At 73.1% G+C, this 20,447-nt stretch carries 19 protein-coding genes and 1 tRNA gene; 11 read left to right on the forward strand and 9 right to left on the reverse strand.

Annotated features, from left to right (window positions below; genetic code table 11):
* Positions 1 to 106 precede the first annotated feature (106 nt).
* Both IEW03_RS02920 and IEW03_RS02925 read left to right on the forward strand, forming a co-directional pair.
* The gene (locus tag IEW03_RS02920) at positions 107 to 748 is read left to right on the forward strand and encodes a hypothetical protein (RefSeq protein ID WP_188522158.1); all 642 of its coding nucleotides are present in this window, start codon (positions 107 to 109) and stop codon (positions 746 to 748) included.
* Positions 749 to 1,226: 478 nt separating this feature from the next.
* Positions 1,227 to 3,149, forward strand: coding sequence for an N-acetylmuramoyl-L-alanine amidase (locus IEW03_RS02925; RefSeq protein ID WP_188522159.1), 1,923 nt, complete (start codon positions 1,227 to 1,229; stop codon positions 3,147 to 3,149).
* Positions 3,150 to 3,560: 411 nt separating this feature from the next.
* Here the strand turns inward: IEW03_RS02925 and IEW03_RS02930 are convergent.
* The 3 genes from IEW03_RS02930 to IEW03_RS02940 form a co-directional block, all read right to left on the reverse strand.
* Positions 3,561 to 3,637 (reverse strand) — tRNA-Pro (locus tag IEW03_RS02930).
* A 92-nt stretch (positions 3,638 to 3,729) separates the two neighbouring features.
* Positions 3,730 to 4,641, reverse strand: a complete 912-nt coding sequence (locus IEW03_RS02935; protein WP_371870586.1) for a metallophosphoesterase — start codon at positions 4,639 to 4,641, stop codon at positions 3,730 to 3,732.
* A gap of 20 nt (positions 4,642 to 4,661) precedes the next feature.
* On the reverse strand, positions 4,662 to 7,040 hold the full coding sequence (locus tag IEW03_RS02940; protein WP_188522160.1) for a transglycosylase domain-containing protein: 2,379 nt from the start codon (positions 7,038 to 7,040) through the stop codon (positions 4,662 to 4,664).
* Between the two features lie 129 nt (positions 7,041 to 7,169).
* Between IEW03_RS02940 and sp36 the strand changes: the two genes are divergently transcribed.
* Positions 7,170 to 7,334: a Sp36 family protein gene (gene sp36, locus IEW03_RS02945; RefSeq protein ID WP_188522161.1), complete on the forward strand. Its 165-nt coding sequence runs from the start codon at positions 7,170 to 7,172 to the stop codon at positions 7,332 to 7,334.
* The gene (locus IEW03_RS02950; protein ID WP_188522162.1) at positions 7,331 to 7,804 is read left to right on the forward strand and encodes a RidA family protein; all 474 of its coding nucleotides are present in this window, start codon (positions 7,331 to 7,333) and stop codon (positions 7,802 to 7,804) included. Before sp36 ends, IEW03_RS02950 begins: the two co-directional genes overlap by 4 nt.
* 203 nt (positions 7,805 to 8,007) lie before the next feature.
* Here IEW03_RS02950 and IEW03_RS02955 read toward each other — a convergent pair whose 3' ends face one another.
* Complete coding sequence (locus IEW03_RS02955) at positions 8,008 to 8,685, reverse strand: Crp/Fnr family transcriptional regulator (protein ID WP_308808194.1); 678 nt, start codon at positions 8,683 to 8,685, stop codon at positions 8,008 to 8,010.
* Positions 8,686 to 8,837: 152 nt separating this feature from the next.
* Here IEW03_RS02955 and nth point away from each other — a divergent pair, with 152 nt between their 5' ends.
* Entirely contained in the window at positions 8,838 to 9,569 is a 732-nt protein-coding gene (gene nth, locus IEW03_RS02960) for an endonuclease III (RefSeq protein WP_188522163.1), read from the forward strand.
* 30 nt (positions 9,570 to 9,599) lie between these two features.
* Here nth and IEW03_RS02965 read toward each other — a convergent pair whose 3' ends face one another.
* Together IEW03_RS02965 and IEW03_RS02970 are read right to left on the reverse strand one after the other, a co-directional pair.
* Positions 9,600 to 10,544: an alpha/beta fold hydrolase gene (locus tag IEW03_RS02965; RefSeq protein WP_188522164.1), complete on the reverse strand. Its 945-nt coding sequence runs from the start codon at positions 10,542 to 10,544 to the stop codon at positions 9,600 to 9,602.
* Between the two features lie 79 nt (positions 10,545 to 10,623).
* Positions 10,624 to 11,376, reverse strand: coding sequence for a winged helix-turn-helix transcriptional regulator (locus IEW03_RS02970; protein WP_229737344.1), 753 nt, complete (start codon positions 11,374 to 11,376; stop codon positions 10,624 to 10,626).
* 217 nt (positions 11,377 to 11,593) lie between these two features.
* On the opposite strand from IEW03_RS02970, the gene IEW03_RS02975 reads away from it, so the two are divergent.
* Positions 11,594 to 12,331, forward strand: coding sequence for a hypothetical protein (locus IEW03_RS02975; protein WP_188522165.1), 738 nt, complete (start codon positions 11,594 to 11,596; stop codon positions 12,329 to 12,331).
* Positions 12,332 to 12,343: 12 nt separating this feature from the next.
* Here IEW03_RS02975 and IEW03_RS02980 read toward each other — a convergent pair whose 3' ends face one another.
* Complete coding sequence (locus IEW03_RS02980; protein WP_188522166.1) at positions 12,344 to 13,018, reverse strand: YceI family protein; 675 nt, start codon at positions 13,016 to 13,018, stop codon at positions 12,344 to 12,346.
* 258 nt (positions 13,019 to 13,276) lie between these two features.
* A complete protein-coding gene (locus tag IEW03_RS02985; RefSeq protein WP_188522167.1) occupies positions 13,277 to 13,663 on the reverse strand; it encodes a DsrE family protein in 387 nt (128 codons plus the stop codon).
* A gap of 190 nt (positions 13,664 to 13,853) precedes the next feature.
* Here IEW03_RS02985 and IEW03_RS02990 point away from each other — a divergent pair, with 190 nt between their 5' ends.
* The 3 genes from IEW03_RS02990 to IEW03_RS03000 are packed head-to-tail and all read left to right on the forward strand — an operon-like array spanning position 13,854 to position 16,893.
* A complete protein-coding gene (locus IEW03_RS02990) occupies positions 13,854 to 14,417 on the forward strand; it encodes a heme-binding beta-barrel domain-containing protein (protein WP_188522168.1) in 564 nt (187 codons plus the stop codon).
* A 40-nt stretch (positions 14,418 to 14,457) separates the two neighbouring features.
* Positions 14,458 to 15,609, forward strand: coding sequence for a CAF17-like 4Fe-4S cluster assembly/insertion protein YgfZ (gene ygfZ, locus IEW03_RS02995; RefSeq protein WP_188522169.1), 1,152 nt, complete (start codon positions 14,458 to 14,460; stop codon positions 15,607 to 15,609).
* A gap of 51 nt (positions 15,610 to 15,660) precedes the next feature.
* Entirely contained in the window at positions 15,661 to 16,893 is a 1,233-nt protein-coding gene (locus IEW03_RS03000; RefSeq protein WP_229737345.1) for an FUSC family protein, read from the forward strand.
* A 19-nt stretch (positions 16,894 to 16,912) separates the two neighbouring features.
* Here IEW03_RS03000 and IEW03_RS03005 read toward each other — a convergent pair whose 3' ends face one another.
* A complete protein-coding gene (locus IEW03_RS03005) occupies positions 16,913 to 18,931 on the reverse strand; it encodes an MDR family MFS transporter (protein ID WP_188522170.1) in 2,019 nt (672 codons plus the stop codon).
* A gap of 164 nt (positions 18,932 to 19,095) precedes the next feature.
* Here IEW03_RS03005 and IEW03_RS03010 point away from each other — a divergent pair, with 164 nt between their 5' ends.
* Positions 19,096 to 19,470 (forward strand): PadR family transcriptional regulator, encoded by a 375-nt coding sequence (locus tag IEW03_RS03010; protein WP_188522409.1) that lies wholly within the window; start codon positions 19,096 to 19,098, stop codon positions 19,468 to 19,470.
* Complete coding sequence (locus tag IEW03_RS03015) at positions 19,467 to 20,402, forward strand: permease prefix domain 1-containing protein (protein WP_188522171.1); 936 nt, start codon at positions 19,467 to 19,469, stop codon at positions 20,400 to 20,402. Before IEW03_RS03010 ends, IEW03_RS03015 begins: the two co-directional genes overlap by 4 nt.
* Positions 20,403 to 20,447 lie beyond the last annotated feature (45 nt).

Consider the following 20,447-nt stretch of genomic DNA (forward strand, 5'->3'; position numbering starts at 1 on the left):
GGCTGCTCCTGACGACGTGCGAATGCAGGTCCGACCCAGTGTGGCCGCCCCACCAGCGTCCCGCACAGGTGCCGTCTCCACAGCCCGAGCCCTAGGGTGGTCGGCCATGACGGCAGAACGGCCTGGGGAACCCGTGCGGCACGAGCCGAGCCCGCAGGAGCTGACCGACTTCGACGCCGTTCCGGAGGGTGACCAGCAAGGTGCTGAGCGCGCCGTCCTTGTCGCTGGTGCCGTCGGGGTCGGGGTCGGGGTCGGGGTGGTGGCGCCGCAGGTCTGGGCGGACTACCCGTGGATGGCGTGGTGGGACTCGTCGATCTGGCTGGGGATGATCTTTGTCGTCCCGCCGGTGGCGGCCATCGTCGGCGCGATGCGCGCGCACTGGCTGCTCCCCGGTTCGGTGCTGTGGCCGGCCACCGTGCTCGTCATCGTCATCGCCTTCTGCACCCCGGTGGCGGCCATGTGGGGCGGAGGCCCCGGGGCATCGGCCGGGGCGTTCCTGATGATCGTCGGCCTGGTCCTGTGGGACGACCGCCCTCGACGCTGGCAGCTGGTCGGGTGGGGGTTCCTCGTGTCGTGCCTGTCGCTCGTGGGGACCACGGGCCTCATCGCCCACGTGGTGCCCGACGGCTGGTGGTCACCTGCCGCGAGCGGACTCAACCTCATCGCACTGGCGTTCCTGGTCCACCGGGCCGTTCGGACGCGAGGCGTTCGGTGGCGTTGCCCGGCGCGTTGGGCGGCTTCACGGTGAACCAGGACTCGGCCGTCGGCCCAGAGGATGGCTGTCCCGGGACCGTCTCTGCCCACGTCTCCCACAACCGAAGGGGCATCCCTCCACGCCCGAGAACACGTACATGTTCGCTGACGGGCGTCGCCGCGCCCGCCGTTGCCTGCCCGACCGGGCTACGGCAACACAGGCCTGCTGATCTAGTCCTGGTCGTCGGCGGACTCCGCCTGGACCTTGGCGACGGCGTCGCGCGCGGCCGCGTACTGCCGCTCGATGTACGCCTCGAGGTTCGACCGCTCGGAGCGAGTCCGACATCGCGCAGATGTGTCGATCCTCTCGACTGCCGCTAGTCTCCGGTGTCGTTCCGCGCTCACTGTCGCGTCGCCGAATCACAGACATCCGTGTTCCGGGTCCCACGCCGAGCGCGCCGCCGGACGAAGGAGACGCGAACATGGCACGGCACGCACGGCACGCACGGCTGACTACCCCGCCAACGCGTTCGGTGGTCGGCAAGGCGATCACTCTGGGCATCGTCCCCGCACTCGCTCTGAGCGCTCTCGGCCCCACAGCGACGGCACTGACCACGGACCAGACGCCCGAGCGCGCCACCGGCGCCACCGACTCCGCCCTCGCGGACGCGGCGACGACCGACGCATCGATCGAGACGCTCGCGGTCACCGAGGCGCCGGCCGTCGAGACCGAGCGCGTGGCAGACGTCACCGAGGCCGCCCCGGAACCCGCAGCCGAGGCGGCGACCGTCGAGGAGGGGGTCGTCGTGCTCGACACGACCGACACAGCCGGCCGGGCGGCAGGGACCGTCGAGGCGCCCGACGGCTTCCAGACCGTCGGCGCGGCCTGGCCGCGGGAACTGGGCACTACGGTTCCCGAGCTTCAGGTGCGGACCCGCTCCAGCGACGGGACCTGGACCGGGTGGACCCACCTCGAGATGCAGTCCGATGGCGCCGACGAGGAGTCCGCCATCGCCTCATCCGCCCCGTTGTACGTGGGCGAGTCCGACGCGGTGCAGATCGCCACGGTCGACCCTCGCCGGAGCGTGCCCGTGGGCGTCGAGCTGACTCTCGTGTCCTCGGATCAGGTGACCACGGAGGCCGCGACGACCTCGGGCGCCGTGGCCGCAGCTGCGGAGACGGTCGGCCCCACGATCATCACGCGCGACGAGTGGGGTGCGAACCCGCAGTGCGATCTCGGCGAGGACTACACGGGTGCGACGTGGCGGCCAGCCCCGGGTGGCCTCAAGGCGGCGTCCGTGCACCACACCGTGAATCCCAACGACTACGACACGGTGGCCGAGGCGATGCAGGCCATCAAGAACGACCAGGTGTACCACCAGCAGACGAACGGCTGGTGCGACATCGGCTACAACTTCCTGGTCGACAAGTGGGGCAACGTCTACGAGGGCGCTGCGGGCAGCATCGACGAGGCGATCATCGGCGCGCACACGGGCGGTTTCAACACCGGCACGGTCGGCGTCGCGATGCTCGGCACCTTCACCGCCGAGGCCGGCATGACGCCGACCGGGGCGCAGCAGGCGGCGGTCGCCGACATCGCGGCGTACCGGCTGGCGGAGTACGACGTCGCACCGACCGGGAGCGTCACTCTGACGTCCGCGGGCAAGACCGCCGGCGGCCGCTTCGAAGCGGGCACCCAGGTGCCGCTCGACAGGATCTTCAGCCACCGCGACACCCACTTCACGGAGTGCCCCGGCGAGATGGGCTATGAGGTGCTGCCCGCGATCCGGGCGCAGGCCGCGGAGCGCGCCGTCGTCCATCTGTCGGCGGAGGCGGTCGCCAACCTGGTGCAGTCGATCTACAAGGACGCCCTCGGTCGCGAGGCGACGGTTGGCGAAGTCGCGTTCTGGCAGGCGGACGTGGCCGCGGACGGTCCGACGCGTCTCATCGCCGCGATGGAGGCCTCCACGAAGTACCGCAAGGCACGCATCGTGAACGCGTACAAGCGCCTGCTCGGATTTACCCCGACGGCCGCGCGGATCGACGCGGAGCTCCGGCTGATCGTCAGCGGGCAGACGGTGGACGAGGTCGACATGCGGCTCATGAGCTCGAGCACGTACTACCGGGCCGAGGGCGGGACGGACGCCGCATACGTCCGCGCACTGTACGCCGAGATGCTCGGCCGCGTGCCGACGAAGTCGCAGACCACCCTGTGGACCGGCCGCCTGGCCACCCAGGGCCGGGCCGCCGTCGTGCGGTCGATCTGGAACAACCCTCAGGCGACCAGCAGGCGGGTCGTCGCGGCCTATCAGCACTACCTGGGGGTGAACCCGACGTCAGGCCAGTCCTCGTACTGGGTCGAGCGTCTCTCGGCGAACGACCGCAGCGACGCGGCGATGCGGGCCGCAATCACCGCCACGGACAAGTACGCCGCCCGCGCGGACGCGCGGTACTGAGAACGACGGTCCACACCGGCGGGGCGCACCGTGCCCGCGTCGCCCCGCCGTGCCGCACCCGCTTCGGCCTGACCTAGATCGCGGGCACCGTGTCACTGATGTCGCCAGGGCGGCGCGGCCGTCGAGTAGATCTCCGACGTCGGGCACTCGGACACCTCGACCACGGAATGGATCTGTCGGCACGAGCTGCGGCCCGTGATCCAGGACGGCGCGACCTTCCTGAACACGTTCGCCACCATCGACGTCGTCGCCCCGGACTGGCATATGGAGCCGCTGTTCATGATGGCGGGTAGCAACCGTGCCGCCGGCGCGTAAGCCCCCAGTCGCGCCTCAACGGCCATCTCAGGGCCTCCGGGCAAGGCGAAAGGCCCCCTGGTCTCAGCGTTTCCGCTGGCCAGAGGGCCTTTCTGGTGGTCGGGGTGACAGGATTTGAACCTGCGACCTCTTCGTCCCGAACGAAGCGCGCTACCAAGCTGCGCCACACCCCGAAGGACTTGCTCCATGCACGCGGACTCTCGTCCTCCTGCGGAAGCCTGCCCAGAATAGCCGACGATCCGGCCAGGACGAAAACGAGATCCGGCTACCGGGCGGTGAACGTGAGCAACGTCGCCTCCGGGCGGCACGCGAACCGCACGGGCGCGTACGGGGAGGTGCCCGCCCCGGCCGAGACGTGCAGCCACGACGAGCCCGCGCCGCCGGCCTCGTCGGGTCGCGGGCCGGGCCAGCCGTGCAGCCCCTTGGCGCGCCTGCGGTCGATGTCGCAGTTGGTCACGAGCGCCCCGACGCCGGGCAGGCAGAGCTGGCCGCCGTGCGTGTGCCCGGCGAGGATCACGTCCGCGCCGTCGTCGTGCATCTGGTCCAGCACCCGCGTGTACGGGGCGTGCGAGACGCCGAGGTGCAGCACCCCGTCGTCGTCGGCGCCGGTGTCCGGCCGTTCCGCACGGGCGGGGAACTCGTCACGGTCGAGGTGCGGGTCGTCCACCCCCACCAGCGACAGGCGTCGCCCGTCCGCCACGACCACGTCGCGGCGGTTGGTGAGGTCCTTCCATCCCGCGTCGCGCATCGCGGCACCGAGTTCGTCGCCGGGCAGGTCGGGCTCGCGGCGGATGATGACGCGGGCGTCGGGCAGCAGGTAGCGCGCGGGGTTCTTCGGGCGCGGCTCGTAGTAGTCGTTCGACCCCATGACGAACGCCCCCGGCAGGGCGAGCAGCGGCTCGAGCGCGTGCAGCACCGGCCCGAGGGAGTCGCGGTGCGCCAGGTTGTCGCCGGTGTCGACGACGAGGTGCGGTTCCAGCGCGGCGAGCGACCGCACCCAGTCGATCTTGCGTTGCTGCGACGGCGTCAGGTGCAGGTCCGAGACGTGCAGCACCCGCAGGTCGGGCTCACCCGGCGGCAGCACCGGGAGGCTGACCCGGCGCAGCGTGTAGAGCTTCGTCTCCAGGTGCGCGTACGCGAGGCCCGCCGCCCCGGCCGCGACCAGACCACCCAGCACCTGGCCGGTGCGTGCGGGGGTCAGCGGTCGTCCCCGGAACCGCCCAGGGCGCCCCAGTCGCCGGAGGTGATGGCGTCCCAGGCGGCGCTGGCGTCGCTGCGGCCGTTGCCCTTGCCCTTGTCGCCGCCGTTGCCGCCGCCCTCGTTGCCGCCGCCTTCGTTGCCGCCGCCTTCGTTGCCGCCGCCCTCGTCGCCGTCGTCACCACCGTCGTCACCACCGGTGGACGGGGGCGGGGGAGGCGGCGGGGCCGCGCCGACGAGCGCCGGGTCGGGGGCGCCGAAGCTCTCCATCGGCATGCCCGCGCTGGCGGCGTTCATGTAGTTGTTCCACGCGGGTGCCGCGACGTCGGAGCCGTACAGCGGCTCGTGGTACTGCCCGTTCACGGTGATCCCCATGTGAGGGATGTTGCCCTCGACGTCGCCGACCCACACCGAGGTGGACAGCTGCTTCGTGAACCCGGTGAACCACGTGTGCCACGAGAGCTGCGTGGTACCGGTCTTGCCGGCCGCCGGCCGGCCGCCGTCCAGCCCGTGGCCGGACGCCGTACCGATCTTGAGCACGTTCTCCATGGCCGACACCACGGTGTTCGCGACGTTCTCCGGCAGCGCGTTCTCGTCGCAGTTGCCGCCGGGGAGCTCGTAGTCCTTGCCCCCGGGGCCGGTCACCTTGGTGATCGCGACCGGCTCGCAGTAGGTGCCGCCGCTGGCGAGCGTCGCGTACATGGCGGCCATGAACAGCGGCGTCGACTCCTGGGTGCCCACGATCATCGGGGCCTGGATGTCGATGTCGGTCTTCTTCGGGTCGTAGATGGTCTTCTTCTGCACGCCCGAGTTGGTGGGACGGAAGCCCATCTTCCAGGCCGTGTCGCGCATGTCGCACAGGTTGAGCTGGTAGCCCATCGCGGCGTACGCCGTGTTCACCGACCGGTAGGTCGCCTCGAGCGCGGACAGGTTGCTGTAGGCGACGCCCTCGGAGTTGGCCGGCGCCCACGGCTCCGCGGCACCCAGGGTCCCGACGCACGGGGTGTTGAAGTTCTGCGGCCAGCGCGCCACCTTGGCGGCAGAGACCGTCTCGTTGAGGGTGTGCCCCTCGCGCAGCCACTCCGCCAGCACGATCGGCTTGAAGTTCGAGCCGACCTGGAAGCCCTTGGAGGCGCCGTGCGTCGGGTCGGCGTTGTAGTTGAGCAGCGTGGTCTTGTCGTCGCTGCCCTGCGGCGGCGTGTACGGCACGTTCTGCGCCATCGCGACGATCTTGCCCGTGCCCGGCTCGACCGAGGCGATCGCCGCCTCCAGGCCGCTGGAGTCCTCGGCGGGCACGGCCTCGCGGACGGACTGCTCGGCGGCCTTCTGCTTCTTCGGGTCGAGGGTGGTGGTGATCTCCAGCCCGCCCCGGTACAGCAGCGCCTGCCGGTCGCTGCGCGTCTCGCCGAACGCCGGGTTGTTGACGATGTCCTTGATGACGTAGTCGCAGAAGAACGCGGCGCCGTCGGCGGCGTGGCAGCCGATCTCGACCGGCTTGACGTTCAGCGTCTCCTTGATCGTCAGCGCCTGGGCCTCGTCCCGCTCCTCCGTGGAGATGTGCCCGAGCTTCCACATGTTCTGCAGCACCAGGTTGCGGCGGACCTTGGCCTCCTGCGGGTTGACCGTGGGGTCGAACCGGCTGGGGGACTTGGTGATGCCGGCGATGGTGGCGGCCTCGACGACGCTCAGGTCGGCGGCGTGCTTGCCGAAGTAGTACCGGGCCGCCGTCTCGACGCCGTAGATGCTCTTGGAGCCGAACTGGGCCACGTTGAGGTAGCCCTGCAGGATCTCCTCCTTGCCCATCTTCTGCTCGAGGGCGATCGCCATCTTGGCCTCGCGCAGCTTGCGGCTGATCGAGTCCTCCTTGGCCTGGATGACGCCGAACGGGTCGTCGTCCTGCAGCGCCTGCTCGATGAGCATGTTCTTCACGTACTGCTGCGTCAGCGTCGAGGCGCCCTGCGTCGCGTGGCCGGCGACGTTGTTCGCCAGCGCGCGGGACATGCCGCGCATGTCGATGCCGCCGTGCTCCCAGAACCGCTCGTCCTCGATCGCGATGACGGCGTTCTGCATCGGCTCGGAGACCTTGTCGAGCGGGACCACGATCCGGTTCTGCGCGTAGAACGTCGCGAGCTGCTTGCCGTCGGCCGCGTAGATGCGGGACTGCTGCGACAGCGGGCTCGGCTCGAGCTCCGCCGGCAGCTCGTCGTACACCTCCACGGTGCTGTCGGCCGCGGCGTTGGCGCCGGCCACGGCCGGGATCACCAGGCCCGCCGTCAGGACGCCTCCTGCCACGGCCGCGAGGACGAACGCGAGCAGCAGGGCGACGAGCTGCGTCGCCGGCATCGTACGAGTGATGCGGCGGGGATCCTGGTTCGCCATGCGGTCCAGGATACGGGCTCGGTTCCAGTCGGCACGGCCGCCGGCGGGCCGCGCGTGTGCAGGTCCTGTGGACCCCTCGTCGTGGCGTCGTGGGCTGTGCAGGGCGTCCCGGCTGGTTACGATCGCCGCATGGCTACCACGTGGGAGTACGCGACCATCCCCCTGCTGATCCACAACACCAAGGCGATCCTCGACCAGTGGGGCTCCGACGGGTGGGAGCTCGTCCAGGTCGTCCCCGGCCCCGACAGCACCAACCTCGTGGCCTACCTCAAGCGGCCCACGGGCGACCAGTGACGTCCGGCCCCGAGGCCCGCCTCGCGGAGCTCGGCATCACGCTGCCCGAAGTCGCGGCCCCCGTGGCCGCGTACCAGCCCGCCGTGCGCTCGGGGCGGTACGTCTACACCGCCGGCCAGCTGCCGTTCGTCGCCGGCGCCCTGCCGACGACGGGCAAGGTGGGCCAGGGTGAGGGGCTCGTCACCCCCGACGACGCCGCCGGCCTCGCCCGGACCTGCGCCCTCAACGCGCTCGCCGCGGTGCGGTCGCTCACCGGCTCGCTCGACGGCGTCCGCATCGTCAAGGTGACGGGTTTCGTCGCGTCCGACCCGTCGTTCACCGGTCAGCCGGGCGTGCTCAACGGCGCCTCGACGGTGCTCGGGGAGATCTTCGGGGACGCCGGCACCCACGCGCGGTCTGCCGTGGGCGTCGCCGTCCTGCCGCTCGACGCCCCGGTCGAGGTGGAGCTGATCGTGGAGCTGGCCGAGTAGTCGCGCCCCGCCCGCTCGCGCATCGCCTCCCGCGCGGCTGAGCCGATGCACGAGCAGGCGGGAACGGCATGCTTCGCGCGGTCGTAGAAGTCCCGAAGTGGAGGGCGCCCTGGCGCCCGTGAACGCGACCGCGCGAAGTATGCCGTTCCCGCCTGCGACCGCGACCGAGGTGTCGGCCGGAACCGAGGTGCCGGAACCGTGGATCAGCGGGCCCGGCGCTCCAGGCGGTCGAGGTCCAGCAGCACGACGGCGCGGCCCTCACGACGCACCCAGCCCCGGGTGGCGAAGTCGGCCAGCGCCTTGTTGACGGTCTCGCGCGACGCGCCGACGAGCTGCGCGAGCTCCTCCTGCGTGAGGTCGTGCGCGACGCGGATGCCGTCGTCGTTGGGCTCACCGAAGCGGCTGGACAGGTCGAGCAGCGCCTTCGCCACGCGGCCGGGCACGTCGGAGAAGACCAGGTCGGCCAGGGTCTCGTTGGTGCGGCGCAGGCGGCGGGCCAGCGCGCCCAGCAGCGTCGTCGCGACGCTGGGGTGGGCGGCGATCCACTGCACGAGCGCCTGGTGGCGCAGCTCGTAGACGAGGGCGTCGGACACGGAGGAGGCGGTCGCCGTGCGGGGGCCCGGGTCGAACAGGGAGAGCTCGCCGAACATCTCGCCCGGGCCGAGGATCGACAGCAGGTTCTCCCGGCCGTCGCTCGAGCGCCGCCCGAGCTTGATCTTGCCCTGCGCGATGACGTACAGGCGGTCGCCGGGCTCGCCCTCGCGGAAGAGGACGTCCCCCCGGCTGAGCTCGACGGGGATCATGGACTCGAAGAGCGCCTTCGTCTCCTCGGATTCCATGTCCGCGAAGAGAGGGGCGGAGAGCACGACGGTGTCGTCCACAGGATTCCTCACGTGGTTCGGGGGCGGCCGTCCCGGATGTCGGGCGGGTCGTCCGGCTGATGTCAAGGGGTTGTGTTCCAGTTCTCAGTCTGCCTCACCGCACCAAATCGCGTCGGGAAGACCGTGTCGGACGTCGTCGCTAGGCTCCGAACGTGCCGACGACATCTTCGACCACGACGACCCCGACGGGCGAGTCCCGGCTCGCGCTGGTGCGCCGGGCGCGCCGCATCGACCGGGAGCTCGCGGTCACGTACCCGGACGCGCGGGCGGAGCTCGACTTCACGACCCCGCTCGAGCTGCTGGTCGCGACGGTGCTGTCGGCGCAGACCACGGACGTGCGGGTCAACGCCACGACGCCGGCGATCTTCGCCCGGTACCCGGACGCGGAGGCGTACGCCTCCGCCGACCCGGCCGAGATGGAGGAGCTGTTCAAGCCGCTGGGCTTCTTCCGCGCCAAGACGCGCGCGGTCATCGGGCTGGGGCAGGCGCTGGTCGAGCGGTTCGACGGCGAGGTGCCCGCGCGGCTCGAGGACCTGGTGACGCTGCCGGGGGTGGGTCGTAAGACGGCGAACGTGGTGCTCGGCAACGCGTTCGGTGTCCCCGGCATCACGGTCGACACCCACTTCGGGCGCCTGGCCCGGCGGTTCGGCTGGACGGCGCAAGAGGACCCGGTCAAGGTCGAGCACGAGGTGGGGGAGCTGTTCGACAAGAAGGACTGGACGATGCTCAGCCACCACCTCGTCTGGCACGGGCGGCGGGTGTGCCACGCCCGCAAGCCGGCCTGCGGGGTGTGCCCGGTGGCGCGCTGGTGCCCGTCGTACGGCGCGGGCGAGGTGGACCCCGTGGCCGCCGCGAAGCTGGTCAAGCCGGGCCCGCGGGGCTGACGCCCCGGGCGCAGGCCGGTCTGACGCCGGTCAGCGTGGCGTGGCCGCCACGCGCGGCAGCCACTCGAGCAGCAGCTCGCTGACCTGGTCGGGCGCCTCCTCGGGCAGGTAGTGCCCGGCGCCGTCGATCCGCTCGAGGCGCAGGTCCCGCACCAGGGCGGCGGAGTCCACGTCGGCGGACTCGGGGTCCAGGATGCCGTCCGCCGTGCCGTGCAGCTGGAGCGCGGGGACCTCGACGGGCTGTCGCACCGCCGCGAGGTACCGGCGTCCGTCGGGCCGGGGCGTCGAGCGCACGGTCCAGCGCAGCGACTCCATCACGGTGTGCGCGGCGAACGGGACGCGCATGACGGTCCGGTAGAGCTCGACGTCGTCCGCGGGCAGGGGGCGCGCCGTCCCGAGGTCGAGGACGCGGGCGACGAGGTCGCCGTCGACGAGCCGGCGCTCGGGGAACGTGGGGAGCTGGTAGAACGCCAGCTGGCGGCGCGCGGCCCGGGTGAGCAGCCGCGCCCCGGAGACGTGCAGGCGGGCGGGGTGCGGTGCGGAGACCGCCCCGACGGCGGCCGTGACGGCCGGCTGCAGGCTCGCCATCGACCATGCGACGGCCCCGCCGGTGCCGTGCCCGACGACGACGGCCCGCTCGTGCCCGAGCGAGCGCACGACGCCGGCGACGTCGCGGGTGCTGGTGGGGACGTCGTAGCCCGACGGCGGCTTGTCGGACGCGCCGACCCCCCGCAGGTCCATCGCCGCGACGCGGTAGCCGGCGTCGGCCAGCGCCGTCAGCTGGTGGCGCCACGCCCACCAGAACTGGGGGAAGCCGTGCAGCAGCACCACCAGGGGGCTCGCGACGCCGGCCCGGCGCTCCGGCCCGGCGACGGCGACGTGGAAGCGCGACCCGTTCGCGGGCACGAGCTCGTGCGTCCAGGGCCCCTCGACGAGGGCGCTGGAGAAGTCGCTGGAGTCCGACATCGCGGTCATCCGGTCGAACCTACCGGGTCGGTCCGCAGGGCCGCCCGCGGACGCGCGGCGCCCGGCGGGTGTCGTCGCTCACCCGCGGTCAGCGGTGCGGCGTCGCGCGGGCGCCCCCGGGCGGCGGCCCGGACACGTGCTCGACGTCGTCGCCCCCACGGGGCTCCTTGGGTGGGTCGAAGCGGTAGCCGACGTTGCGGACGGTGCCGATGAGCTGCTCGTGCTCGGGCCCGAGCTTGGCGCGCAGGCGTCGCACGTGCACGTCCACGGTGCGGGTGCCGCCGTAGTAGTCGTAGCCCCAGACCTCCTGCAGCAGCTGGGCGCGGGTGAAGACCCGGCCCGGGTGCTGCACGAGGTACTTGAGCAGCTCGAACTCCTTGTAGGTGAGGTCGATGGGACGACCGCGCAGGCGGGCGGTGTAGCCGCCGGCGTCGATGGTGAGCTCGCCCGCGGCGATCTCCTGCGGTCCGTCGTCGACCGGCCCGTGGGCGGACCGCTCGACGACGAGCCGCAGCCGCGCCTCGACCTCGGCGGGGGACGCGGTGACCAGCAGCAGGTCGTCGGCGCCCCACTCGTGCGTCACGACCGTCAGCCCGCCCTCGGTGAGGACGAGGACGAGCGGCACCGTGAGGCCCGTGGCGTGCAGCAGGCGGCAGGTGGTGCGGGCGGCGACGAGGTCGCGCCGGGCGTCGAGCAGGACGACGTCCGAGTCCGGGGCGTCCACGAGCGCCGACGGCTCCATCGGCAGCACGCGCACCCGGTGGCTCAACAGCCCGAGCGCGGGCAGCACCTCGACGGAACCACCGGTCGCCGTGGGCGTGAGGATCAACAGATCTGCCACGGCACCTCCTCCCGTTCGCGGGCTGCTGCCCGACAGGTGCGCCCCGCAGGTGCGTCCGACAAGTTACCGCGGCTGCGGTGTGCGCCACACCTGGGCGGACCTGGTTGTGCGGCGCGCGCCGGCGCGCCGTGTCCCCGCAGTGTGCCCCGAACCGTGTTACCGGCGTGTGAAGCGCCGGTTGCCGGGACGTGTGCGCGTGTCTGGGACACTCGTCGTCGTGACCGTGACCACCCGAGCCGTCTCCACCACCGTGCTCGCCGCCGTCGTCGCGGCCGCCGCCTACCTCGGCACCGACGTCCTGGCGGCGGTCGCGGCCGTCCTGGTGCTCCTCGTCGCCGTCGGGTGGGCGCCCCTGCTGCGGCTCCCGGCCCGCGGCGGGACGGCGGTCGTCGTGGGCCTGACGGGCGTGGGCGGCGTCGCCGTCGCGTGGGTGACGCGGGGTGAGCCGGTGCTGCGGTACCTGCCGCTGGTGGTCGCGATGGGCCTGGTCCTCGCGTTCGTGGCGGAGATGCTCCGGCGCGGCGGGCGGGCCCGGCTGGTCGAGTCGGTGAGCGGCACCGTCAGCGGCGTCGTCGTCGCCGTCGCGTGCGCGGGCTGGGTGGCGGCCGGCCGGACCGAGGCGGGCTCGGCGCTGGTCGTGACCAGCGCCGTGGGGCTCGCGGTCGCGTCGGCCGTCTCGGCGCTGCCCGTCGCACGGGGGTGGGCGGGGTCGCTCGTCGGGGTCGCGCTGGGCGGCGCGGCCGCCGCGGGTGCGGCGACGGCGGTGCCGTCGGTCGACCTGGTCACCGGGGCCGTGGCCGGTGTCGTGTCCGGTCTCGTGGTGGCGGTGCTCCGCCTGCTGTTCGAGCGCCAGCCCGCCCTGTCGAGCCGGTGGGCCGCGGTCGCCGCGGTCACGACGCCCGTCGCCGTGAGCGGCATCCTGGTGTTCGTCGTGGGGCGACTCGTCCTCGGTTGAGATGTAGGGCGGTCAGGCCGGGCGCGCCACCACGCCGGCCATGTTGATGGCCTCGCCGGCGAGCTCGATGCGGACCTTCTTGGCGACGAGCACGCCGCCGGCCTCCAGCGGCACGTTCCACAGCAGGCCGTACTTCTCCCGCTCGAACTCGGCCGTGGCACTGAACCCGAAGATGTCGCGGCCGTACGGGTCGCGCCCGGCCCCGCCGAACTCGGCGTCGAGCGCGATCGGGTGGGTGACCCCCCGGATCGTGAGCTCCCCGTGGAGCACGAACTTTGCGGAGGTCTTGAGCGCCGCGGGGGCGGTGTCGGCGCGGCCCGGGGTGCGGCCCTTGAGGCGCGCCCAGGAGAAGATCGGGTCCACCTCGGTGTGCCACTCGATGCCGGTGCTGCGGAAGTCGATCGTCGGGAAGTTCTCGACGTCGAGGAAGTCGGCACTGCGCAGGTGGGCGTCGCGGTCCGGGAGGTGGGAGTCGATCGACGAGGCGTCCAGCGAGGCCGTGACCGACGAGGCCATCGGGTCCTCCGCGACGTGGATCGTCGCCCTGCCGGCGGCGAACTCCCCGCGCACGGGGCTCACCATCATGTGCATCACGAGGAATCCGAGTCGCTTGTGCTCGTCGTCGAGCACGTACGAACCGGCGGCCGGGATCACGAGGTCGTTCCAGGTCCGGGTGGGCGAGGTCATGGATGAGTCTCCGGTCGCGGCGGGGTCGGTTGCCGCGACGTCAGGCGGCAGACCGGGGCGGTCGGTGATCGGGCCGGTCCGCGTCGCGAGGTCCACGGCGGGTGCAGGAGCAGATGCTTCAACGTTCAATCTACGGCACCGGGACCGGCGGGCGACAGTCGCCCGCAGACGTGGTGGCGGAGTTCACACGAGCGGCGCGAACGGGTGCGCCGACGGCGTGGACGGACCCGGCGCACCGGCGTGCGCACCGGCGCCGGCTCAGTACACGAGCGCCTGGGCGCCCGGGCGCAGCACCTCCTCCGTGAAGACGGCGGCCCCCGCGATCCGGACCTCGGGCAGGACGTCGTCGGCCGTGATCTCGCGGCGGGCGGCGCACTGCGTGCACAGCGTCACGGTGCCGGCGGCCAGCACGGCCTCGAGCAGGTCGGAGGCGGGGGCGGCGTGGTCCAGCGTCAGCTCGTCCGCGCGGCCGGGGACGGCGAACCAGGCCGACTCCCCGGTCAGCCACAGGCTGACCTCGACGCCGGAGGCGACGGCCGCCGCCGCGACCGTGAGGGCCTGGTTCGCGGCCTCCGGGCGGTCGAGGCCGGAGGTCGTCTTGATCACGAGCGTGCGGGCGGGCGCCGGGGCGGGGGAGCTGCTCATGTCGGGCGACCCTACCGACCGTGCGCCCGGGCCGGGCCTGGTGGGTGCCGCCGGTGACGGCTGGGTAGGATCGCAGCATGTCTATCGAAGCTCTCGAGGCCGTGTTCACCGGCCTGCTGGTCGTCGTGTCGGTCACGATCGTCTGGTTCGCCGGCTACGTCGTCTACAAGCTGTTCCAGGGCCAGCGCTGATGCCCTTCGCCTTCCCCGAGGGCCTCGCGCCCGAGGTGTACCCGCTGGCCTGGCTGGTGGGCCGCTGGCGCGGCGAGGGCGTCATCGAGTACCCCGGGATCGACGAGACCCCGTTCGTCCACGACCTCGTGTTCGACCACGACGGCGGCCCGTACCTGCGTGTCGAGTCCACGCTGCGGGTGCGCTCCGCGGCGGTGGCCGACGGCGAGGGCGACGACGACGCGGCCGACGAGCCCGACACCGTCTGGTCGACGGAGACCGGCTACTGGCGCGTGTCCAGCGACCGGCCCGACGGCCTGGACGACGACCGGCACGCGCTGGAGGTCCTGCTCACCGACGCGTCGGGCCGGCTGTCGCTGTTCCTCGGCGTGGTCGGCAACGGCCGGGTCGACCTGGCCACGGACTTCGTGGCCCGCACCTCGACCGCCGCGGAGGTCACCGCGGCCAAGCGCCTGTACGGCCTGGTCGACGGGCAGCTCATGTGGGTCGAGGAGCTCGCCGCCTTCGGCCACCCGCTCGGGTCCTACGCCTCGGCGAAGCTCGACCGGGTCACGGAAGTCTGATCACGGAAGTCTGATCACGGAAGTCTGAGGTGGAGGCCTGATGGACAGCCCGCTGCTCGCCCGCCACGGTGCGGTCCCCGCGACGGGTGCCGACGCCGGCATCGCGTGGCACTACGGCGACCCGGTCGCCGAGCAGCGCGCGCTCGCGCGCGGGGGAGCCGTCGTCGACCAGTCCCACCTGGGCGTGGTCCGGGTCGCGGGCCCCGACCGGCTGGGCTGGCTGCACTCGATCACCTCCCAGGACGTGCAGGCGCTGCCGCCGCGCACCTCCACCGAGCTGCTGGTGCTGTCCCCGCAGGGCCACGTCGAGCACTCGGCCGGCGTCGTGGACGACGGCGAGGCGACCTGGCTGATCACCGAGGGCGACCACGCCGAGCCGCTCGCCGGGTGGCTCGAGCGCATGAAGTTCATGATGCGTGTGGAGGTCGCCGACGTCAGTGCCGAGTACGCCGCGATCGGCGAGCCCGTCGCGGCCGAGGGCACCGACGCCGAGCCGGTCACCTGGTGGGACCGGTGGCCCACCGTCCTCGCCGGCGGCACCCGGTACGGCCCGCCCGCGGACGAGCACCCCGGCGCGGAGCGGTCCTGGCGGCTCGTGCTGGTGCCGCGCGCCGACCTGGCCGCCGCCGTCGCGGAGCGCGAGGACGCGGGCTGGACCCTGGCGGGGACCTGGGCCACGGAGGCGCTGCGGGTCGAGGCCTGGCGTCCGCGCCTGTCGCACGAGGTCGACCACCGCAGCGTCCCGCACGAGCTCGACTGGCTGCGCACCGCGGTGCACCTGAACAAGGGCTGCTACCGCGGGCAGGAGACCATCGCGCGGGTGCACAACCTGGGCCGCCCCCCGCGCCGCCTGGTGCTGCTGCACCTCGACGGCTCCCAGCACGTCGTGCCCGACGCCGGCGCCGAGGTCCGCCAGGGCGGTCCCGACGGGCGCGCGGTCGGCACGGTGACGACGGTCGCCCGGCACCACGAGCTCGGTCCCGTCGCGCTCGCGGTGATCAAGCGGTCCGTGCCCGAGGACGCCGAGCTGACCGTCGTCGGCGAGGTGGGCGGCAGCGAGCTGCAGGTGGCCGCCGCCCAGGAGGTCGTCGTGCCCGGCGACGGCGTGTCGGCCGACCGGCCGGAGGCGCACGGTCCGCTCGCGCGCGGGCTCACCCCGCGCGGCCCGGACGCTCCGCAGAGCCTGCTGTGACGCCGCCGCGGTGAGGCCGGTGGCGGGTCGACGAGGGGCGGTCGGGTCGGCGTGAGCTCCCAGGGCGCGGGACGCGAGGGCGACGCGCCGGTGGCCCGTGCCGGCGCCGCCGCGCGCGCGGCCCTGCGCACCCTGCCCCGGCGCATCCGCGTGCGGCAGGGGATCTCCCGCGTGCGCATGTCGTTCTGGCCCGTGCTGCAGGCGGCGCTCGCCGCGGGCGTCGCCTACGGCATCGCCACCGTGGTGCTGGGCCACACCCAGCCGTTCTTCGCCGCGATCGCCGCGTGGGTGTGCCTCGGGTTCAGCTTCGACCGGGAGCTGCGCAAGGTGGCGGAGGTCGCGGTGGGCGTCGCGCTCGGCGTCGCGCTGGGCGACTTCATGGTGCACCTCATCGGGTCGGGCTGGTGGCAGATCGCCCTGGTGATGGGGCTCTCGGCGACGATCGCCCGGTTCATCGACCGCGGGGCGCTCGTGACCATCCAGGCGGGGGTCCAGGCGGGCGTCGTCGTGGGCCTGCCCGCGTCGGTGGCCACGAACGGGGCCTTCGGGCGCTGGACGGACGCCCTGGTGGGCGGCGGTGTCGCCCTGCTCGTCGCGCTGATCACCCCGGGCGACCCGCGCCGCCGCATCCGTGCCCTCGCGCAGGACGGGACGCGCGAGCTGGCCCTGACCCTGGAGTCGGTCGCGCGCGGGCTGCGCGACGGCGACGCCGACGAGCTGGCGGCGGCCCTGGTGCGGGGGCGGGCCGCCGAGAAGGTGCTCGAGGAGTGGCACGACGTCGCGACGAAGTCCGACGAGATCGCCCGGGTGAGCGTCAACCGCGTGCACCGCGGGGAGATCACGCGGCTCGCCGCCCAGGCGGTGCTGGTCGACCGCGCCATGCGGAGCGTGCGCGTGCTGGCCCGGCGCACCCCTGCCGCGCTCCGGTCGCTCGGCGCGCTCGAGGACGACGACACCGACCATCGCGTGGCCGCGGTCCCGCTCGCCGGGGGGATGCCGTCCCCGCCGGAGGTCGACCCGGTGGCGGACCCGGTGGCGGACCTCGTCGTGCGCTTCGCGCACGGCGTCCGGCTGCTGGCGTCGGCCCTCGGCTCGGGGTCCGGCATGGCGCAGGCGCGCGACGCGCTCGCCGAGGTCGCGCGCGACGTCGACCCCCGCACCGTCGGGGAGGGGCACTGGCAGGTGCAGTCCCTCGTCCTGCTGCTGCGCTCGCCCGTCGTCGACGCGCTCGAGGCGGCAGGCATGCCGCCGGACACCGCGCGCGTCACGCTCCCGGAGATGTAGCCGGCGACCGGCGCGCGGGTCAGCGGTGCTCGACGACGTCCGTGTCGTCGGCCAGGAGCTGGTGCGTGAGCTGCTCGACGAGCGCGTCGACCTCGGGCTCGTCGCCGCCGGGCCACTCGGCGACGTACCGGCGCAGCCGCTCGCGCTCGGCCTCGCGGATCTCCTCGGCGACGGCGTCGCCGGCCGGCGTGGCCAGCACGGCGTCGCCGTCGACCTCGACGAGGCCCCGGTCCCGGAGCGACTCGGCGACGCGGCGCACCGTGTCCGGCGAGACCTCCGTGCGCTCGGCCATGAGCTGCACCGAGCGCTTCCGCTTGAGCGAGACCCGCGTGACCATCCAGGACTCCTCGGGCGACAGGTCGGTGCCGCGCGCCACCAGCTCGTACACGCGCAGCGGGTCCTGCTTGCCGACGCGGCGCCACAGGATGAGGCGCAGCTCCTCCAGCGAGGTGCGGCCCGAGCCGAGCGCGAAGGCCGCGCCCGCCGCGTGCCCGGCCGTCTCGGCGTCCCCGGCGCGGGTCGCGGTGCGCAGCTCGACCTCGGGCAGCAGCCAGGCCAGCCCGAAGGCGAGGATTGCCACCGGCACGGCCCACAGGAACACGCCGTGCAGGGCGTCGGCGTACCCGTCGAGGAACCAGTCCTGCACCTCGGGCGGGCACTGCGCGACGACCTGTGACGACGCGGACAGCGCCTCCGGGCTGCAGGGCCCCTGGGCGGCGACGGGCACGGAGGTGCTCAGCCCGGACGTGAGCCGGTTCGCGAAGACGGTGCCGAAGACGGCCACCCCGACGGACGAGCCGATGGTGCGGAAGTACGTGGCCCCGGACGTGGCGGTGCCCAGGTCGCGGTAGCTCACGGCGTTCTGCACGGCGATGACCAGCACCTGCGTCACCATGCCGAGCCCGGCCCCCAGCACGAACATGCTGAGCCCCGCCTGGAGGGTGGTGGTGTCCCGGCCCATGAGGGACAGCAGGTAGAGCCCGACGGCGGTGACGCCCGTGCCGATGATCGGGAAGTGCTTGTAGCGCCCGGTCCGGGAGATGAGCTGGCCCGACCCGATGGACGTGATGAGCATGCCGAGCATCATCGGCGTCATCTCGAGGCCGGACTCGGTGGGGCTCGAGCCCTTGACGGTCTGCAGGTACAGCGGCAGGTAGGTGATGGCGCCGAACATCGCAAAGCCGACGACGAACCCCACCACCGCGGCGACCGAGAACACCTTGCTGCGGAACAGGTGCAGCGGGAGCACGGGCTCGGGTGCGCGCCGCTCGACCACGACGAACGCGACGAGGGACACGACGGCGAGCGCCACCATCGCGTACACGGGCCCGGAGCTCCACTCCCAGGTGGTGCCGCCGAGGCTGGTGACCAGCACGATCGACGTCGAGATGGTGGCCAGCAGGACGATGCCGGCATAGTCGACGCGCGGCTTGCCGCCGGCGTCGATGTGGGGGAGCACGGAGGCGACGACGAGCAGCGCGACCACGCCGATCGGGATGTTGATGTAGAAGACCCAGCGCCAGTCGAGGTTGTCGACGAAGAAGCCGCCGAGCAGCGGGCCGGCGACCGACGAGACGCCGAAGACGGCGCCGAACAGGCCTTGGTAGCGGCCGCGCTCCCGCGGCGGCACGACGTCGCCGATGATCGCCTGGGACAGGACCATGAGGCCGCCGCCGCCGATGCCCTGGACGGCGCGCCACACGATGAGCTGGCCCATGGTCTGCGACGTGCCGGACAGGATCGAGCCGATCAGGAAGATGACGATGCAGGCGATGAACAGCGCCTTGCGCCCGTAGAGGTCGCCGAGCTTGCCCCACAGCACCGTGGTGGCGGTGCTCGCCAGCATGTACGACGTCACGACCCACGACAGGTGCTCCGCCCCGCCGAGGTCCGAGACGATGGTGGGCAGCGCCGTCGCGACGATGGTCTGGTCGAGCGCGGCGAGCAGCATCGCGAGCATGAGCCCGCCGAAGATCGCCCAGACTTTGCCCTGGGGCAGCGCCTGCGGGTCGGTCGGCGGCGCGCTCGGTGCGGTCATGCGGTGCCCTCCCGGCGTGGGGGCGGACGCCGTGGTCCGCCGCGGTGGTGCCTGCGTCCCGTCACGCACGTTGCCACGACCACGGCAGGTCGGCACCCGGAACCGTCTCGGTCGTCAACCACCCGTTGTCGTCAGGTAGTGGATGAGATACAGTACCTGTCGTGATGCAGCGAGATGAGCTCCCGACGGCGGACGACGCGTTCTCCGCCGACCTGCTGCGTGGTCACACCGACACGATCGTGCTCGCGACGCTGCGTCGTGGGGACCGCTACGGCTTCGAGATCTACAAGACGATCCGCGACGCCACCGGCGGCGCGCACGAGATCAAGGAGGCCACGCTCTACGCGACGTACCGCCGCCTGACCAAGGACGGGTTGGTCGAGGCCTACTGGGGCGACGAGTCCCAGGGCGGGCGCCGCAAGTACTACCGGATCACCGACGCCGGCCGCGCCGTCTACCGGCGCAACGTCGCGGCGTGGGTCGCCACCCGCGACGTCGTCGACGCCCTCCTCAGCACAGACAAGGACACCCCCCGATGACCACCGTCCACCGCCTGCTCGACGACGCCTTCGCCGGCGTCGAGCCGTCCCCCGAGGTCCAGGACCTCAAGGAGGAGATCCGGGCGAACCTCGAGGCGCGGGCCGCCGAGCTCGAGTCCGCGGGGGCCACGCCCGACGCCGCCGCCCGGCGCGCCTTCGACGAGCTCGGCGACGTGCGGGCGATCGTCGCCGACGCCCAGGCCGACGTCGCCGAGGAGACGGGCGGCGCCCCGCGCACCGCCCTGCAGGCGGCCCTCGCGGCCGCCGAGCAGCACCGGGTGCGGCCGACGCCGCGCTTCGTGCTCGGCGTCGTCCTCGCGTCGCTGGTCCTCGCGGCGGCCGTCGCGGTCGCGGCGCTCGCCCCGGCCGGCGTGCTCGCCCTGCCGGGGATCGCGGTCGCCGCGCTCCTGCTGACGGCGTCCAGCGCCGCGGGATTCGTCGTGGGCCTCTCCCTCTCGCGCGAGACGACGACGAACCACCCGATGCCGCAGGGTCGCGCCGGCGGGTACTACCTCGCCTCCGGGCTCGGGGCGTTCGGGCTCCTGCTGGCGCTGTTCACCGCCCTCGGGACGTTCGGGGCGTGGGTGTACGTCGTCGCGGGGGGTGCCGTCGTCGTCGGCGGGGTGCTCTTCACGATGCTCGGCGTCACGCAGACCAACCGGAAGAAGGCCTGGGTGCGGGACGTCGCACGGGCGCAGGCCGCCGAGGGCCACTTCGACCGCTTCGACCGGGACCCGGCCGCCGCCGCGCGGTTCGGGGTCTACACGCTCGTGATCTGGCTCTCGGCGTTCGTCGTGTTCGTGGTCCTCGGCCTCACCGTCGGCTGGGCCTGGTCCTGGCTGACGTTCGTCGTCGCCCTCGCGGTGATGATGCTCGTCCTCGCGCGGATGCTCTTCACCTCGCCGGGGGAGGGCGCGCGCGACCAGCGCTGACACCACGCACTGACCCAACGCACCGACACAAGAAGGTCCCCGGGC

Source organism: Isoptericola cucumis (assembly GCF_014635665.1).
Classification (GTDB): domain Bacteria; phylum Actinomycetota; class Actinomycetes; order Actinomycetales; family Cellulomonadaceae; genus Isoptericola; species Isoptericola cucumis.

Bases quoted from the DNA above. Each gene is read 5' to 3' on its own strand.
- IEW03_RS02985 (WP_188522167.1), bottom strand. From the start codon at position 13,663: ATGAGCAGCTCCCCCGCCCCGGCGCCCGCCCGCACGCTCGTGATCAAG.
- ygfZ (WP_188522169.1), top strand. From the start codon at position 14,458: ATGGACAGCCCGCTGCTCGCCCGCCACGGTGCGGTCCCCGCGACGGGT.
- IEW03_RS02920 (WP_188522158.1), top strand. From the start codon at position 107: ATGACGGCAGAACGGCCTGGGGAACCCGTGCGGCACGAGCCGAGCCCG.
- IEW03_RS03010 (WP_188522409.1), top strand. From the start codon at position 19,096: ATGCAGCGAGATGAGCTCCCGACGGCGGACGACGCGTTCTCCGCCGAC.
- sp36 (WP_188522161.1), top strand. From the start codon at position 7,170: ATGGCTACCACGTGGGAGTACGCGACCATCCCCCTGCTGATCCACAAC.
- IEW03_RS03005 (WP_188522170.1), bottom strand. From the start codon at position 18,931: ATGACCGCACCGAGCGCGCCGCCGACCGACCCGCAGGCGCTGCCCCAG.
- IEW03_RS02940 (WP_188522160.1), bottom strand. From the start codon at position 7,040: ATGGCGAACCAGGATCCCCGCCGCATCACTCGTACGATGCCGGCGACG.
- IEW03_RS02980 (WP_188522166.1), bottom strand. From the start codon at position 13,018: ATGACCTCGCCCACCCGGACCTGGAACGACCTCGTGATCCCGGCCGCC.
- IEW03_RS02990 (WP_188522168.1), top strand. From the start codon at position 13,854: ATGCCCTTCGCCTTCCCCGAGGGCCTCGCGCCCGAGGTGTACCCGCTG.
- IEW03_RS02965 (WP_188522164.1), bottom strand. From the start codon at position 10,544: ATGACCGCGATGTCGGACTCCAGCGACTTCTCCAGCGCCCTCGTCGAG.
- IEW03_RS03015 (WP_188522171.1), top strand. From the start codon at position 19,467: ATGACCACCGTCCACCGCCTGCTCGACGACGCCTTCGCCGGCGTCGAG.